This window comes from uncultured Thiohalocapsa sp., assembly GCF_913063425.1.
Taxonomy (GTDB): domain Bacteria; phylum Pseudomonadota; class Gammaproteobacteria; order Chromatiales; family Chromatiaceae; genus Thiohalocapsa.
In genome coordinates this window covers 90,454-106,575 of the sequence record NZ_CAJXYK010000015.1, presented here as the reverse complement: position 1 = coordinate 106,575, position 16,122 = coordinate 90,454, and the positions used below count along the sequence as shown (strand labels likewise).

The following is a 16,122-nucleotide window of genomic DNA, read 5'->3' as shown; positions in this document are numbered from 1 at the left end:
GGAACGGCTCGGCGACATCCGACATCGCCGCGCCGGCGCCGCCGGCTGCGTTGGCGGCCGATCATGCTTCAGGGCTGTCGAACTGGCCACCGAAGCGACAAGCAGCGACGCCCGAGACGGCAAGCCGGGGATCGGGCCGAGCCTAGCCCTGATCAGCGGCGCCGACATCCGCCCGGAGCGCGTCAATTGGGTTTGGGTCGGCTGGCTCGCGCGGGGCAAGCTGCACATCGTCGCGGGAGCCCCCGGCACCGGCAAAACGACTTTGGCCATTGCCCTTGGGGCAACCCTGACCATCGGCGGGAAATGGCCTGATGGCACTGCTGCGCCTGCCGGCGATGTCGTGGTCTGGTCCGGCGAGGACGACCCAGCCGATACCCTGCTGCCGCGTTTTATCGCTGCTGGTGGCGACCCGGCCCGCTTACATTTCGTCAGTGACGTGACCGACCGGGAAGGCCGGCGCCCTTTCTCCCCCGCCGCTGATATGCCGCTGCTGTCCAAGGCCATGAACGGACTGAAACGGCCCCCGGCTCTGCTGATCGTCGATCCTGTCGTCAGTGCCGTAGCGGGGGACTCGCATAAGAACGCCGAGGTCCGTCGAGCCCTGCAACCGCTGGTCGACCTTGCCCAGCGTCACAAGTGCGCCGTGCTGGGCATCTCACACTTCAGCAAGGGCACGTCTGGCCGCGATCCTGTGGAGCGCGTGACCGGCTCGCTCGGGTTCGGTGCGTTGGCGCGGGTTGTGATGGCGACTGCAAAGCGGAGCGACGAGGACGGCGGGGGAAGGCTGCTCGCGAAGGCGAAGTCAAACCTAGGCCCCGATGACGGCGGCTTCGTCTACGAGCTTGAGCCCTGCGAGCCGATCTCCGGCATTCAAACGACGCGCGTGCTTTGGGGCGAGGCCCTGGCAGGAAGCGCCCGCGAGTTGCTGGCCAGCGCCGAGAGCGTTGCCGACCCCGAGGACCAAAGCGCCATGGCCGACGCCAAGGGGTTTCTCCGCATGCTGCTGGAGGACGGCCCGGTCCCCTCAAAAAGCGTTCGCGCCGAAGCCGAAGGGGCCGGGCATTCGTGGTCAACGATCCGGCGAGCGAAAGACCAGATCGGGGCTGTCGTCGTCAAGGAGGGCGGTCGATTCGGCGGGACCAAGCAACAGTGGGTCTGGAAGCTCGACGCTGAAGATGCTCAAGGCGCTCACAAGATGCCCATCACAAACGGTGGGCACCTTCAGGTTTCCGTGAGCACCTTCAGCGATTCGTCTCCAAATAGTGAACCCGGCGACATCGGCGAGGACATCATCTGATGGACGCCGTTTCGATCCTGGCGCGCGCCGCGTTCGACGGCTTGAGCCTGACCGCCGAGCCTGCCGGTAAGCTCCGCCTTCGAGGTCCGAGCGACGCCCGCGCCCGCTGGCTGCCCATGGTCCGCGCCCACAAGGCCGACCTGCTGCGCCTGCTGGCCGAGCCCGAGCCCACGCAACGCTGCCCCCCGCCCTTGGCTCCCGAGACCGAGGCGGCGCTGGTCCGCTGGCTCGACGCCATCAACGAAACCGACGCGCAGATTCGAGCCGAGTTCCTGCTGAGTTGCCGCCGCGACCCTGACGGCCTTTCCGGCATCCTCCGGCTGGCAGCAGATCGCGGCATGGTCCCGGCCCCGCCGGTTCCCGCACCTGCCCCGCCCGCCATCACCTGCGGTAGCTGTCTGCACTTCCGGGCGGATGAGGTCGGCGACGGGTCCGGTCTGGGCGCCTGCGGCATCGGCGCCCCAGCGAGCCGCCGAACGCCGGCGCTGTGGCCGAACGCTCCGCACTTGTGCACTGACCACGAGGGAACCGCCCCATGAGCCGCAGCTATCAACCCCCTCCGCGCCCCAGCCGCCGCCGGATCGATGCCGAACTGGCTTTCTTCCAACCGGCCAAACCCGACCACCCGAAGACGATAACCACCAACGCAGACCAAGGCCCTGACAATGACAACCGCAACGCGACAAGCCCGTTGGCGAGCCAGCGACGAGAAGCGACTGATCCAGGTACGGTTGACCGATGAAGCCGTTGACCTGTTGGACGCACTCGTTCAGCGCCACGGCTGGACTGGCCGGGCCGAGGCCATCGAGCGGCTACTGACGGCCGATGCTGGGCGGTCACCGGAATGGATCGGGCATGAAGCGATTCGCTTAGCGAAAGCGTTCCTCCGGGCGACTGGCCGATCTTCGGTGTCGTTGCGTGACGAGCACGCGGTCTACACGATCACGCGGCACATGGAGCGTTGATGTGGCTGGACGACGACGCACCCGCCCCCGATGCGGCGCTCGCACGCGCAAGGGGACCCCATGCCGCTGCAAGGCGCTGGCGACCGGTAGATGTAAGCTTCATGGCGGCATGTCCACCGGCCCGAAGACAGAAGCCGGACGACGGCAGTCCGCCAAGAACCTCGAAGCCGCACGGCGCGCGCTGGCCAAACCCGAACACGCCGCGACACGCTCCGAGGCTGCGCGCAAAGGCTGGGCGACACGACGCCGCGATGCGCGGCGACTTCAGCTTGCGCGTCTCGCCGATGCGGGCGACCCGCTGGCGCTGCTGCTGCTGGCTAGTATGTAGACGCCTGGCAACGGTAGACCGGGCACCCCTGCGCATCAGGCCGGCAACAGCGTGTCGCCTCTGACCCCACCACGCCCGCGCGCGTACCTGTAGGCTTTCCTAGCCTCCCGCCAAGCCGAGCAACGCGCACCGCATAACGGGTTGCGCGGTACCATTGTCTCCAAAAAACCAACCGCGTAATCTGCCGCGTCGTGCGCTGGGAGGCCCATCCCGGCAGGATCGTTCGCCGTCCGTGAACGCGGCAACTCAGAAGGAATGTCATGTCCCCCGACGAATCCACGGGCGCCGCCCCCGAGCAGGCCGACCGCTCGCTGCTGGCGGACCTACTGGAACGCTCGCGGCTCTACCGCACCGGAAAGGACTATCGGGACCTGCTGGATTTCGTCACGCGGCTGCGGAACTTCGCCCCGTTCAACGCCCTGTTGCTGCAAATCCAGAAGCCGGGACTAGCCTACGCCGCATCGGAATACGATTGGCGCACCCGCTTCAACCGCACCATCAAGCCGCACGCCCGACCGCTGCTGATCCTCTGGCCCTTCGGCCCCGTGGCCCTGGTCTACGACGTGCAGGACACCGAAGGCGACCCCCTGCCTGAGGATGTGACCCAGACCTTCCACGCCACCGGCCCCATGGACGAGGATGCACTGGACACCGCCATCAAGGCCGTACGAAAGTGCGGGGTCTACGTCACGGCGGTGGACCTGGGGGACCAGTGGGCCGGCGAGATCAAGATCGGGCGCCGGTCCACCGACAAGAAAGAACGCCCGGACTACCGGGTAGCGATCAACCAGAACCACGAGGTCAACGTCCGCTTCGTCACCCTGGTGCACGAGTTGGGCCACCTGTTTCTCGGCCATTGCGGGCCGGACAAGTACCTGCGCATCGAGCAGCGGCCCCGGCTGAAGCCGAACATTGAGGAGCTTGAAGCCGAGTCCTTGGCCTACCTGGTGTGCAAGCGCCGGGGCATCGCGTCGAAGTCCGAGAGCTACCTGGCCGAGTTCGTAAAGCCCGATACGACGATCGACAGCCTTGACCTCTACCAACTCACCAAGGCCGCGGGCCAAGTCGAAGCCGCGCTCAACATTGCTGCGCATACCCTGTTTGAGCCGCGCAAGAAGGACGCATCGCCGCCGTCGGAGCTCAAGGGCTGAGCGACCGATAGCCAGACATCCGAACCCGCAACCCGACGCCCATGGCATCCAGCAAAGAAAAGTTCCTGCACCTGCTCTACAACGACCTGCTGAAGGTCGATCTTGCCGACCTGGACTTCAGTTTCTACCCCATCCTCGAATGCCCTGCGCCTGGGGCGTTGCCAGACGCGAATCGTATTTGCCGGGCCAACGGTTTAGTCGCGCACAGCCAGACCGTACCGCCTGATGGTGCCGGCAGCACGGCACCTGTGAACACTAACCGCAACTCTCAGTTAAGCACGTGAAGCTCACCCAACAACAACTGGAGGCCCACCTGTGGGGTGCGGCCAACATCCTGCGCGGCAAGACGGCCGGGCAGGACTACAAGAACTACATCCTGTCCCTGATGTTCTACAAACGCCTCTGCGACCAGTGGGAGCACGAGGCGGACGACGCCATCGCCGAGTTGGAACGACAGCAGGGGCGGACCTTCACCGACGCCCAGAAGGCGGTCTTCCGTGCCCGTGGGGAGCATCGGTTCCGGATTCCGGAAGGCAACCGCTGGGGCGACATCCTCGCGTCGTCCATCGACCTGGGGCGCAACCTCACGGCCGCCATGCGTGCCGTCTCCAGCGCCAACCAGGAGCTGCGCGGGGTCTTCACCGTGGACTGGAACGCCCCGGCGCCGGATGGCAGCGGCAAGCCGCTGATCGCCAACGAGGTGGTGCACGCGCTGGTCCAGCACTTCAACACCTACGACCTCTCCAACGCCAGCGTGTCGCCGGACGTGCTGGGCCGTGCCTACGAGTACCTGATCAAGAAGTTCGCCGACGACGCCGGTGCCAAGGCCGGCGAGTTCTTCACCCCGCCCGAGGTGGTGGACACCCTGGTGCGCATCCTGGAGCCCCAGCCCGGCGACACCGTCTACGACCCCACCTGCGGCAGCGGCGGCATGCTGGTGCACTGTGCCGACTACCTGCGCGAGGCCGGCCACAACGCCAACGACGCCCGCTTCTTCGGCCAGGAGATGAACTGGGGCAACGCGGCCATCGGCAAGATCAACTCGGTGCTGCACCGTCTGGAGGCGGAGATCGCCGCCGGCGCCAGCACCATCACCGACCCGGCCTTTCGCGATGCCGAGGGCAAGGTCCGCCGCTTCTCCCTGGTGCTGGCCAATTTCCCGTTCTCCGACGACTTCTGGTGGCTCAAACCCGAGCAGCAGACGGACGACAAGAAGAAGAAGACCAAGCTCAAGCAGCAGGTCTTCGGCAAGGAGGGCTACAAGGACCCGTTCGGCCGCTTCGGTCGCGGCACGCCGTTCCGCGCCCCGCCCGCCAGCACAGGCGATTATGCCTTCATCCTGCACATCCTGGCGTCGCTTACGGCCAACGGCCGCGCCGGCGTGGTCTGCCCCCAGGGCGTGCTGTTCCGCGGCCAGCCGGCCATCGAGGAGGAGACCGGCGAATTCGATGCCGACGGCAACCCCAAGATCAAGCGCCGCAAGGCCGACGACGAGCACTTGATCCGAAAGGCGCTGATCGACGCGCGGCTGGTCGATGCAGTGATCTCGCTGCCACTCAATGTCTTCTACGGCGCTGGTGTGCCGGCCTGCCTGCTGATCCTGCGCAAGCAGCGTCCGCCGGAGCGGCACGCCCAAGTGCTGCTGGTCTATGCTGCCCGCCACTATCGGGAGCTCTCGAACCAGAACGAGCTGCGCCCCCAGGACGTCATGCGCATGCTCGTGCACGTCCATGCCTACGGCGACGCGGCCAAGGTGCCTGGATTGGTGGCGCAGCACAGCCGGCGCATCCACGACCAGATCGATGCCCGCGAGCACGATGAGGTAGAGCGGCTGACGGCCGAGTACGCGGGCCATGTGGAGCGGCTCGCAATGCTCGAGCCACGCATCGCGGAGCAGGAGACCAAGCTCGCCGCCCTCTCGACCAAAGCCGAGCGCGCCAAGGTCGAGAAGGCCCTGTCTCAGCTACGGGGCCAGCGCGACCGCGCCGCGTCCAGGCTGGCGGAGCGCGACGAGAAGATCGCCGAATCCCGCCGCCGCGCCGAGGATGATCGGCAGGCCGTGACCCACGTCGGGGGCGAGCTTGAGGCGCTCTATCAGGACCCGGACGAGCTGCTGAAGCACGCGCGGGTGGTCGGCGTCGATGAGATCGAGGAGAACGAGTTCAATCTGAACATTCCGCGGTATGTGGATACGTTTGAGCCGGAGCCTCGGGTGTCGGTGGAGGATGCAGTAATCGCTCTGCGCGAAGCGGAGTCGAATCTCGTTAAGTCCGAAAAGAATCTAATGCAGCTCTTGAAGGCGGTTGGCTATGGCTGCTGAGACGCCCACAGAGCGCGCGGTCTCAACCTATCGTGACGATTGGAATCGGGTTACCGTCGACTCTCCAGGCTATGGACGTGTAAATCCAGAAACGCTGAGCAGCCGCACCGACGGAGAGTTCTTTTTCCGATACATAGATATTGGCAGTGTGACGCGGGGCGAGATCGATTGGGAGACCGTTGAGTCGATGACCTTTCGCGATTCTCCTAGTCGTGCGAGGCGCGTCGTCAGGAGAGGCGACACGCTGTTGTGCACGGTTCGACCACTATTGGAGGCACACACGAGTTTGCAGCGCGAATCCGAAGATCCCGTTATTTGCTCGACCGGTTTTGCGGTGGTTCGAGCCGAAGAAAATGTGTCAAGCGCTTACCTCCGGCATCTTCCCTTCTGCGAACCTATCAAGCGACAACTCCTCGCATGGCAGTGCGGAACCAATTACCCCGCTGTCAACGAACGCGACATACGCAATCTGGTAGTACCGGTTCCTTCCATCGAGGAACAAGCCGCCATCGCCCGCGTTCTCGATGTGGTGGATACAGCAATAGAAAGGGTTCGAAACACCGCACGAGAGTCGGCCAATCTTGGCAGCGCACTGATCCAGGATTACTTCTATTCCGCGTTGGGTGTAACCGCCTATGCAGATCGCCCCACCAAGGAGTTGCCGCCTGGGTGGCTGCTCAAGCCGATGGAACGACTAATCGAAGGCGAGCCGAAAAACGGAGTTTCTCCGTCGGCGAATACGCAGCCACCGGGCGTGCCGACGTTCAGCATCGCCGCAGTGCGCGATGGGCGCGTGGACCTCGCCAATCCCGACAACCTCAAGTATGCGGACATCAGAGAAGACGTCGCCGAGAAGTATCTTGTGCGGACCGGAGACATTCTAATCGTCCGGGGTAACGCCAATCCTGATCTCGTCGGCAAGGCGGGCCGAATCACGGATTTCCCGCCGGGCTGTATCTATCCCGATATCGCGAAGCGGGTCGTGCTGCGCGACGACGAGGAGCCTTATCTGCTCCCCGAGTTCGCGGTCGCCGCCTGGAATCACTCAATTGTTCACAATCAGATTCTGCGGCGTGCCAAGACTTCGAACGGGACGCTCAAGATCAACAACCGGGACGTAAAGCAGATCGTCGTGCCTGTCCCGCCCCTGCCCGAGCAAGAGCGCTTTGTCGAGATGATCACCGCGGTAGAAGCTAAAATCGACGCGGCAAAAGCCGTGAAATCCGCCTACGAAGAACTCAAGAAATCCCTCATGCACGACCTCCTCACCGGCACGAAACGCATCGACCCTACCCTCTTCCCCCAACTGCTGAAGGGGTAGCCCCATGACCGAGCTAGGCTATGTCGAGCTGCCCGTCATCCAATGGCTTTCAGGCCATGGCAGCACGACGCCGAAGGATCAGTGCCTCGGCTGGACCTACCGCGGCGAGGCGGCCATGGCCGCCTTCGAGCGTCCGCTGGACGACCCGCTGGTGGAGTCCGTGCTCGTGGACGCCATCCTGCGCATCAACGACAAGGTCACGACGGTCGAGCAGGCCCGGCGCGCCATCAACGCGCTGCGACAGGCCATGGCCATGCCGGACCGGCTCACGGCGAACCGCGAGACGCTGGATCGGCTGCGCGACGGGGTACGGGTAGAGCTGACGCCGGGCGAAGACGCCGAGACCGTCCAGTTCATCGCCTTCGAGCCCGAGCGTCAGCACCTCAACGACTTCACGGCCACCAACCAGTATCGCGTCCAGGGCGTGAAGCAGTGCCGCGACGACACCGTGCTGCTGGTCAACGGCATCCCGCTGGTGATCGCCGAGTTCAAGAGCTACATCACCAGCGGCAAGGACTGGACGGAGGGCGTGCACCAACTCCACCGCTACCAGCGCCAGGCACCGCTGATGCTGGCACCCAACGTGTTCTGCGTGGCGGCCGACGAGGACGTTTTCCGCTACGGCACCGTGCTGTTTCACGATGCATCCAAGGACGACATCGAGCGCCACCTGGACACGTGGGGACCCTGGCTGTCGCAGTACCCGGAGACCAAGGGCTGGTGGAACGATGCCGCGGCCGATGACCCGGATGATCCGCTGGAGGTGCCGGTGAAGGGTCTGCTGCGGCTGAAGCCCTGCCATGTGCTCGACTTCCTCCAGCACTTCATCGCGTTCGAGACCAAGAAGGGCCGCACGGTCAAGAAGGTGGCGCGCTATCAGCAGTTCGAGGCCGCCAACGACATGGTGGACCGCACGCTGGCGCTGATCGGCAAGGATGTCCCGGCGCAGGACCGCACCGGTCTGGTCTGGCACACCCAGGGCTCGGGCAAGTCGCTGACCATGGTCTTCGCGGCCTACAAGCTGCGCCGACAGGCCGGGCTGGAAAACCCGACCGTGCTGATCGTCGTGGACCGGCGCGACCTCAAGACCCAGCTCGCCGACGACTTCGACGCCTGCGATTACCCAAACGTGGTCAAGGCGATGGGGGTCGAGGACCTGAAGTCGCGGCTCAGGACCGGCTGGCGCGGCACGCTGGTGACCACGCTCCAGGCCTTCCAGCGCATGGACGACTTGGCCCCGGTGGAGCGGGACAACGTCATCCTGCTGGTGGACGAGTGCCATCGCTCGCAAAGCAGCAAGGGCGCCGACAGCTATGCGATGACCATGCGCACGAAGCTGCCGAAGGCGTTCCGCTACGGGCTCACGGGCACGCCCATCGACCGCACCATGACCAATACCCATCGCGACTTCGGACCGATCCAGGACGCTCAGCAGGAGCGTTATCTGAGCTATTACGGCATCAAGCGCGCGATCAAGGATGGTGCCACGCTGGAGGTGCACTACATCCGCGACAAGGTGGCCTTCGTCGTCGACGAGAAGCAACTGAACGTCAGCTTCGAGCAGATGTGCGACGATGCGGATCTGACTGACGAGGAGGCCAAGGACCTGCTCCAGCGCCAGCGCTCCCAGTGGAAGGAGCTGGCCCGGCACCCGGACCGGGTCGAGACCGTCGTCCGCAAGATGCTGGAGCACTTCCTGGCCTATCCGGACCCGAGCGGCTTCAAGGCGCAGTTGGTGGGCGTGGACCGCACGGCCTGTGCCCGCTTCAAGGACGAGCTGGATAAGCAGCTCACGGCCAAGGGGCTGCCGACGGCCAGGTCGGATGTCATCATCTCCGAGGGCCAGAACGACGACGACGATCTGGAGCGCTTCCACTACGGCAAGCAGAAGCAGGACGAGCTGATCGACTGGTTCAAGCTGACGCCGGCGCAGTGGGAGGAGGCCAATCGCGAGGCCCATGGAGATCATCGCACCAAGTGGCGCCCGGCGCTCAAGGTCCTGATCGTCTGCGACCGGCTGCTGACCGGCTTCGATGCGCCCATCGAGCAGGTGATGTATCTCGACAAGCCGCTGCGTGATCACAACCTGTTGCAGGCCATCGCCCGCACCAACCGGCCGCTGCCGGCCATGAACAAGCGCACGGGCGTGGTGGTGGACTTCTTCGGCGTGTTCGCCGATCTCTCCAAGGCGCTGAACTTCGACGAGAGCCTCCGCGAGGAGGCGCTGATCGACTGGGACGCGCTCAAGGCCACGGTCCCCGGCGAGGTGGCCCGCTGCATGGCCAGCTTCCCGGAGATCCAGATCAGCGATACCCGCGCCTGCCTGTTGGCCGCCCTGCGCGCCATCAAGGACCCGGATGCGGCGAAGACCTTCGAGCAGAACTTCAAGAGCCTGGAACGGCTGTGGGAGGCCCTCTCGCCGGACCCGTGCCTGTATGACCATCGGCGCGTTTACAACTGGCTGTGCGGCATCTACATCGCCCATCGGCGTCGCCAGCGCGGCAACACGTCCGCGACCTACGGCGAGCTGTCGGCGAAAACGCGGGAGCTGATCGAGCAGAACACGGCGTTTCTCGATGCCGCGCAGGCACTGCCGGCGTTCAAGATCGACAAGGACTACATCGCCAAGCTCGACGATCTGCCAAGCGCGGCCGACAAGGCCGCGGCGTTGGAAGCGATGCTGACGGCGGAGTTGTCGGAGGACGAGGCCGGCTTCACCTATCGGCAACTCGGCGAACGGCTGGCGCGGATCAAGCAACGGAAAGATGCGGCAGATGAGGCCGCGGAGAAGCGACTGCGGGAGCTTCAGGAGATTGCCGACGAGATCGTCAAACAGGTGAGCGAGCCCGAAGGTCTTTACCTGACTCAGCCGGGCGAGTATCCGGTCTTCACCGTATTGCAGACGTTTGCGAGTACGGACGATAAAGAATATCTGGCCGGCTGTGCTCGCAAGATGGTCGCGCATCTACGCGACAACGGTCTCCTTGCCGCCGGCTGGAGTACGTCCAAGGGTGGCCGCATGCGCGTTGAACAGTCCTTGCTTGCCGAGTCGTGGAATCCGCACTACGCGAAACTGGGCTTTGATCCGAACGACCCGCATCCGCCGTTCCTGGAGGCGGCGGTGGCCGAGTTGGTGAAGGCCGATGGCACAGGCTGAAACTCCCGTGGGCACGCTGCCCGAGCACCTGCACGCCGGCGGACGGGATGTGGAATGTCGGCTGACCCGCTCACGCTCGGCGCGCAAGCTGCGCATTCGCGTCAAACCGGAATGCATCGACGTGGTATTGCCCCCCGGGCGCAGCGAGGCGGACGCAGCCGATTTTCTACTGCGCAACCTGGGCTGGGTAACCCGCCAGATCGAGCGGGCGGCGCGTATCCGGTCCGCTCGGTTGGTGCCGAAACGGCCGGGGGGTGCGATACCCTTTCGTGGTGCAGAGATTCCCGTCGAGATCCACTCCGTCCCGCACTGGCGGGCGGCAAGCCGGATCGTGTTCGACGGCAAGACGGTCCGCATCGTGACCTCGCAGGATAACCCCGCTCGCTTGGGCAAGGCACTGGAAGGCTGGCTCCGGCGTCAGTCGAAGGCACGCATCGAGGAGTTGATCATCGGTATTGGCGAGCGCATCAATCGGGCGCCGAACCAAGTCTATGTCATGGACCAGCGCACAAAGTGGGGCAACTGCTCGCACCTCGGCAATCTGTCCTTCAGCTGGCGCCTGATCATGGCGCCCGACGACGTGCTCCGCTACATGGTCACCCACGAGATGGTGCATCTGGCAATCCCTGACCACTCCCAGCGCTTCTGGCTGACGGTACAAAGCCTGTGCCCGGACTCGGAGCGGGCGCGGCAATGGCTGGTGGCGAACGCCGACCGCCTGATGCAGATCGATTGCGTTGCCATCTGTGCCGAAACATCGCCCCGCTCCACGATCGCCCGAGATGCCGCCTGAGATGGGCTACAGCAAGCCTTGGCTGAGCTACGAGGACCAACTCGCGAAGCTCACGGACCGCGGCCTGCTGGTGACGGACCGCGCCAAGGCGCTGGAGTACCTCGAACGTATCGGCTACTACCGCCTGAGCGGCTACTGGTTTCCATTCCGGGAGCGCTCCGGCCCCCTGGTCCTGCTCGATGGACCGGGCGGAAGGCCCCGAGACCGAAAGCGGGTCGAGACGATCGCCCTTGATGAGTTCAAGCCCGGCGCGACGTTCGAGCAAGCGGTCCTACTCTATGTCTTTGACAAGCAGTTGCGACTGCTGGCGATGGATGCCCTTGAGCGGATCGAGATCGCGCTGCGGGTGGACATCTCCCATACCCTCGGCCGACTGGACGCCTTCGCCTATCTGCGCCCCGAGCTTTTTCACGAATCCTTCAGCCGTCGGCTCGACCCCAAGACCGGCCTGACTGGACATCATGCGTGGCTGGACAAGCAGGCGCAGCTCATTGTTCGCTCCAAGGAAGAATTTGTCCGCCACAACAAGGCCAAGTACGGTCTGCCGCTGGCGGTTTGGGTATCGTGCGAGGTCTGGGACTTCGGCGCGATGTCCAAGCTTTACGCCGGCATGCGCGTGCAGGAGCAGAACGCCATCGCTGCCAAATACGGCGTTGCGGACGGAAGGGTCTTTGCCAGTTGGCTACGCAGTCTGAACTATCTGCGTAACGTGTGCGCCCACCACAGCCGCTTGTGGAACAGGAACATCGTCGATCAGCCGAAGCTCCCGCCCGCGGCGGAGGTGCCCTGGGTTGTCCACTTCGAGCAGGATAAGCATGCCAGGGCCAGGTGTTTCCTTCTGTTGCGGATCGCTCGGCACGTTCTACAACGCGTAAATCCGGGATCGACGTGGCCGGCACGCTTGCACGAGCACCTTCAATGCTTCCCAGACCTAAACCACCTGGGGTTGGGTCTGACCGATCTTGGCGCCCCGCTGGGCTGGGAGGCCATCTGGCGAGGTTAAGAGCGTTGGCAGGTGCCGGCAAAAAAGAACCCCTCCGCGATCTCCCCGCCGAAGCGGCTTGACCGGGAGGGGCCGTGTTACGAGTGAGGTTAGGGCATCTTGCCCTAGACATCAACCAGCGACCCCAAAATTCGCCAACTGTGCGATGAGGGCGGGATTTTCGCCCTCGGACGCCAACCGGGCTCCCAACCGCTGCCAGATATCTCGCAGTGCGGCCTTACAGCCCGTCCCGCGGGTGCATCCGCCCGAGCCTGGTCGGCTGCACGCGGTTCACACAGTGCCCGAGCGCATCCCCCTGACGCCCAGCTCGCCATTCAGGGCCGCATGTTGTTCCGCTGCGAGACCGGCGGCAGCAACGCGGGGTCTCTCTCGAATCGCGCCTCTCGCCCGCCGCCGTATCAGCCCGCCGGGCGCACTTTCGATCTTGTGCCATGGACACGCCCCCGACATCGCCCTGCGCCTTCAAGGGATGTTGGCACTTCAGCGCGGGCGACAGTATCGAGGCAACAGTAGGTTGCGCGACCGATCGGTTTCGTCGTCGGCATACTGCCCGTCGCTGTATCGCGGGCAATCCCGCCCGATCCCCTCACTGACGAGGATGGCTGCAATGTCCCTCCCGTCATCGAGACGGCAGACCCCGATGCTATGGTCGTTATCGCGGATTCGGCTAAGGCGATTACGGCAACGCCCGGAAGCTGTCTCGGAACATCTGCACCGAGGCACTTGTACTTGAAGCCGGATCGGCACACCAGACACCACGAGGGCGTCGCCGTCGCGTACGTGGTCGACTCCACCGATTAGTGTTTCTGCTGCGGCGAGCAGCGGCACGATAGCTGCGAGAAGGACTAGGGGGCGAGACATGGAGAGAGAACAAGGCTAGCGCCGACCTGGTGCCGATCCACCATCACCCGACCCTAGAGCCGTCGTACCAAAACGCCAGGCTAAAGATCCGTGATTCATAGACTAGATGGCATGGATCAAGAATTGCTAAACCCTCCGCCTGTCTATGCATTGCAGACTGTGTATTCGGCATCACCCGCGCCGCCGCTGCTGAGCTGTCGAGGTGGAGGTCGACAAGGTCGGCACCGGCAGGACGGCATCAAGGTCGGGCGGTGAAGCGCTGAAACAGGCTCAAAGCATGGCCAAGACCAGGTCTTGGGGTGCAAAGGAGCACCAAAGAAGCCTAGAGCACGCTGTCTTGTGGGTAGGTTTGTGGGTATGAGCCGATTCCGTCCGGCGCGTTTCCTTTCAATTCAGGTAGATAGCCTGCATGGATGGCGGAGAGAGAGGGATTCGAACCCTCGATGGGCTATTAACCCATACTCCCTTAGCAGGGGAGCGCCTTCAGCCACTCGGCCATCTCTCCGTTCGGGCCGGATATTGTAGCAGGAACAGCCGGTCTCTGGTCCAACCCTATCGGCGCAACCTGACGCGCGATCAACACAGGTCAGGTGGGCGGATGACGTGAGCGCGTGCACGTGCGTGCCGTCTCTCGCGTTGCACGGGGTACGGCAGCCGCAGGGGTGATGCCCGCCGGCGGGCGAGGGACGCCGGTGGTCCTCGGGAAACGGCCGGTTCGGTCCCGGCCGGGGGTTGAGGGAGCTGGCCTGCTGTCGGGTTGCCTCAGGTCTGCCATGGCAGCGTCGGTGGTGTGCCGGCCTGTCGCCGGCGCGCGCTGCGGTGGGCTCGCCGGAGGCGGGCCGGCTTGAGGTCAGCTGCTGTGTCCGGGCGGCACGCTGGCGTTCTCGCCCTGAGCGGCGGCCTGTTCTTGTTCGCGTTTGATGCGCTCGTAGATTTCCTCGCGATGGACAGCCACGTCGCGCGGCGCATTGACGCCGATGCGAACCTGATTGCCCTTCACGCCCAGAACGGTGACGGTGACATCGTCCCCGATCATCAAGGTCTCCCCGACACGACGGGTCAGTATCAACATAGTTGTCTCCCTAAGGTCCTTTCGGCTAAGTCCTTCGACGAACCGGTGGCGCCTTTGTTCCTGTGCCGGCCGACCGGTATCGAGGGACCGCACTCAACCAAGTTACGGGACGGCCCGATGCCGCCCGAGCTATGGATTGTAGCAGTTGGCCTTTTTTCGGCGCATCAGTCCCGTGTCGGGAACAAGTCGCAAATCCCTTTCATTTGCGGTGTCCAGCGGACCGACGGCGCGCATCGGCGTCATTAGCCGACGAAAGGCAGTAACGTGGACACCGGTCAGCGTCAGACACTTTGGTCGAGCTCGAAGGCGTCGTGCAGGGCGCGGACGCCGAGCTCCAGGTACTTCTCGTCGATGACGACGCTGATCTTGATCTCTGAGGTGCTGATCATGCGGATATTGATGCCCTCGCGCGCGAGGGCCTCGAACATGCGGCTCGCGATGCCCGCGTGGGAGCGCATCCCGACGCCCACCAGACTCACCTTGACGATGTGCTCGTCGCCGTGGACCTCTCGCGCGGACAGCGCCTTGGCGGTGTCCTCCAGGATGGCGAGCGCCTTGGCGTAGTCGTTGCGATGCACCGTGAAGGTGAAGTCCGTGGTCTGCGCATCGGCGGCAATGTTCTGGATGATCATGTCCACCTCGATGTTCGCCGCCGAGATGGGCCCCAGAATCTTGTGCGCGACACCGGGCTGGTCCGGCACGCCCAGGATGGTGAGCTTGGCCTCGTCCTTGGCGAAAGCGATGCCCGCGATCTTGGCCTCTTCCACGTCGTTCTCCTCGAATGTGATGAGCGTGCCCTCGCCCGGCTCGAAGCTGGAGAGCACCCGCAATGGGACCTGGTACTTGCCCGCGAACTCCACGGCACGGATCTGCAGCACCTTGGAGCCGAGGCTCGCCATCTCCAGCATCTCCTCGAAGGTGATGCGCGGCAGGCGACGCGCCCTGGGCTCGATGCGCGGGTCCGTGGTGTAGACGCCGTCCACGTCGGTGTAGATCTGGCACTCGTCGGCGTTGAGCGCGGCGGCCATGGCAACGGCGGAGGTATCGGAGCCGCCGCGCCCCAGGGTGGTGATGTTGCCCTGCTCGTCGATGCCCTGGAAACCCGCCACGACGACGACGCGGCCCATGTCCAGGTCTGCGCGCACTCGGGCGCCGTCAATATCGGTGATGCGTGCCTTGTTGTGCGCGCTGTCGGTGCGGACCTGGACCTGCGCGCCCGTGTAGGAGCGCGCGGGGCAGCCCTGGGCCTCCAGCGCCATGGCGAGCAGTGCGATGGTCACCTGCTCGCCGGTGGACAGCAGCACATCCAGCTCCCGCGGGGACGGCTGCGCCTGGAGGCCATGGGCGAGCCCGAGCAGCCGGTCGGTCTCGCCGGACATGGCGGAGACGACAACCACCACCTGGTGGCCGGCATCACGGCTCGCTTTGACTTTGGCGGCAACGGCCTGGATGCGCTCGATGCTGCCCACCGAGGTGCCGCCGTATTTTTGGACGATCAAGGACATCGGAGTTGCGAGTTGCGAGTTGCGAGTGACGAGTTTCGAGGCGCGAAGCGGCGGAGCGCCGCAACGCCTACACAGCATTTTTGCCGAGCCGCGTTGCAGTGTCGCACGTTACTGAGCGTCTCGCTGGTCATGTCAGCACTGAAACGCAGGGCGACCGCAGAAAGGACCGGAGTTTTGAAACGACGAAATCCACGAAAGACGCGAAACGGGGCCATTTTGCGGTCTGCTCGGGCGTTATCGCGCTTTTTGCGTGTTGCGCAGCTCCTTTTCAGAGGCTCCGCGTTCAGAGGCTCCGCGGCCACGCGGCGCGACCGCAACAACTTTCGCGACGTTGCGCAGACACGGCTCT

The 16,122-nt window shown here is 64.5% G+C and carries 14 protein-coding genes and 1 tRNA gene; 12 read left to right on the top strand and 3 right to left on the bottom strand.

The genetic code is table 11. From position 1 onward, the window contains the following. From QZ607_RS10700 to QZ607_RS10645, 12 genes are all read left to right on the top strand, one after another. Positions 1–1,297 (top strand): AAA family ATPase (locus tag QZ607_RS10700; protein ID WP_295882570.1); only part of this gene is annotated, 1,297 nt, incomplete at its 5' end. Then, positions 1,297–1,836, top strand: coding sequence for a hypothetical protein (locus QZ607_RS10695; protein WP_295882567.1), 540 nt, complete (start codon positions 1,297–1,299; stop codon positions 1,834–1,836). The genes QZ607_RS10700 and QZ607_RS10695, both read left to right, overlap by 1 nt. Beyond that, positions 1,833–2,039 carry a hypothetical protein gene (locus QZ607_RS10690; protein ID WP_295882565.1) on the top strand — a complete coding sequence of 69 codons (207 nt, stop codon included), beginning with the start codon at positions 1,833–1,835 and terminating at the stop codon, positions 2,037–2,039. The genes QZ607_RS10695 and QZ607_RS10690 overlap by 4 nt, the downstream gene beginning before the upstream one ends. Then, positions 2,029–2,262 carry a hypothetical protein gene (locus tag QZ607_RS10685; protein WP_295882564.1) on the top strand — a complete coding sequence of 78 codons (234 nt, stop codon included), beginning with the start codon at positions 2,029–2,031 and terminating at the stop codon, positions 2,260–2,262. Before QZ607_RS10690 ends, QZ607_RS10685 begins: the two co-directional genes overlap by 11 nt. After that, positions 2,216–2,590: an HGGxSTG domain-containing protein gene (locus tag QZ607_RS10680; protein WP_367268180.1), complete on the top strand. Its 375-nt coding sequence runs from the start codon at positions 2,216–2,218 to the stop codon at positions 2,588–2,590. The genes QZ607_RS10685 and QZ607_RS10680 overlap by 47 nt, the downstream gene beginning before the upstream one ends. 260 nt (positions 2,591–2,850) lie before the next feature. Then, a complete protein-coding gene (locus tag QZ607_RS10675; RefSeq protein WP_295882560.1) occupies positions 2,851–3,741 on the top strand; it encodes a hypothetical protein in 891 nt (296 codons plus the stop codon). Between the two features lie 41 nt (positions 3,742–3,782). Next, complete coding sequence (locus QZ607_RS10670) at positions 3,783–4,025, top strand: hypothetical protein (protein ID WP_295882559.1); 243 nt, start codon at positions 3,783–3,785, stop codon at positions 4,023–4,025. Then, a complete protein-coding gene (locus QZ607_RS10665) occupies positions 4,022–6,061 on the top strand; it encodes an N-6 DNA methylase (protein ID WP_295882557.1) in 2,040 nt (679 codons plus the stop codon). Before QZ607_RS10670 ends, QZ607_RS10665 begins: the two co-directional genes overlap by 4 nt. Continuing rightward, complete coding sequence (locus QZ607_RS10660; protein WP_295882555.1) at positions 6,051–7,382, top strand: restriction endonuclease subunit S; 1,332 nt, start codon at positions 6,051–6,053, stop codon at positions 7,380–7,382. The genes QZ607_RS10665 and QZ607_RS10660 overlap by 11 nt, the downstream gene beginning before the upstream one ends. Before the next feature lie 4 nt (positions 7,383–7,386). Continuing rightward, positions 7,387–10,539 carry a type I restriction endonuclease subunit R gene (locus QZ607_RS10655; protein ID WP_295882553.1) on the top strand — a complete coding sequence of 1,051 codons (3,153 nt, stop codon included), beginning with the start codon at positions 7,387–7,389 and terminating at the stop codon, positions 10,537–10,539. 7 nt (positions 10,540–10,546) lie between these two features. After that, positions 10,547–11,332 carry a M48 family metallopeptidase gene (locus QZ607_RS10650; protein WP_295882551.1) on the top strand — a complete coding sequence of 262 codons (786 nt, stop codon included), beginning with the start codon at positions 10,547–10,549 and terminating at the stop codon, positions 11,330–11,332. 1 nt (position 11,333) lies between these two features. Beyond that, positions 11,334–12,335, top strand: a complete 1,002-nt coding sequence (locus QZ607_RS10645) for an Abi family protein (protein ID WP_295882549.1) — start codon at positions 11,334–11,336, stop codon at positions 12,333–12,335. A 1,275-nt stretch (positions 12,336–13,610) separates the two neighbouring features. On the opposite strand, the gene QZ607_RS10640 is transcribed toward QZ607_RS10645, so the two are convergent. The 3 genes from QZ607_RS10640 to QZ607_RS10630 form a co-directional block, all read right to left on the bottom strand. Then, positions 13,611–13,701: transfer RNA gene (locus QZ607_RS10640), tRNA-Ser, on the bottom strand. A 345-nt stretch (positions 13,702–14,046) separates the two neighbouring features. After that, positions 14,047–14,268, bottom strand: coding sequence for a carbon storage regulator CsrA (csrA, locus tag QZ607_RS10635; RefSeq protein ID WP_295882547.1), 222 nt, complete (start codon positions 14,266–14,268; stop codon positions 14,047–14,049). Between the two features lie 281 nt (positions 14,269–14,549). Next, positions 14,550–15,773 (bottom strand): aspartate kinase, encoded by a 1,224-nt coding sequence (locus QZ607_RS10630; RefSeq protein ID WP_295882546.1) that lies wholly within the window; start codon positions 15,771–15,773, stop codon positions 14,550–14,552. Between the last annotated feature and the right edge of the window lie 349 nt (positions 15,774–16,122).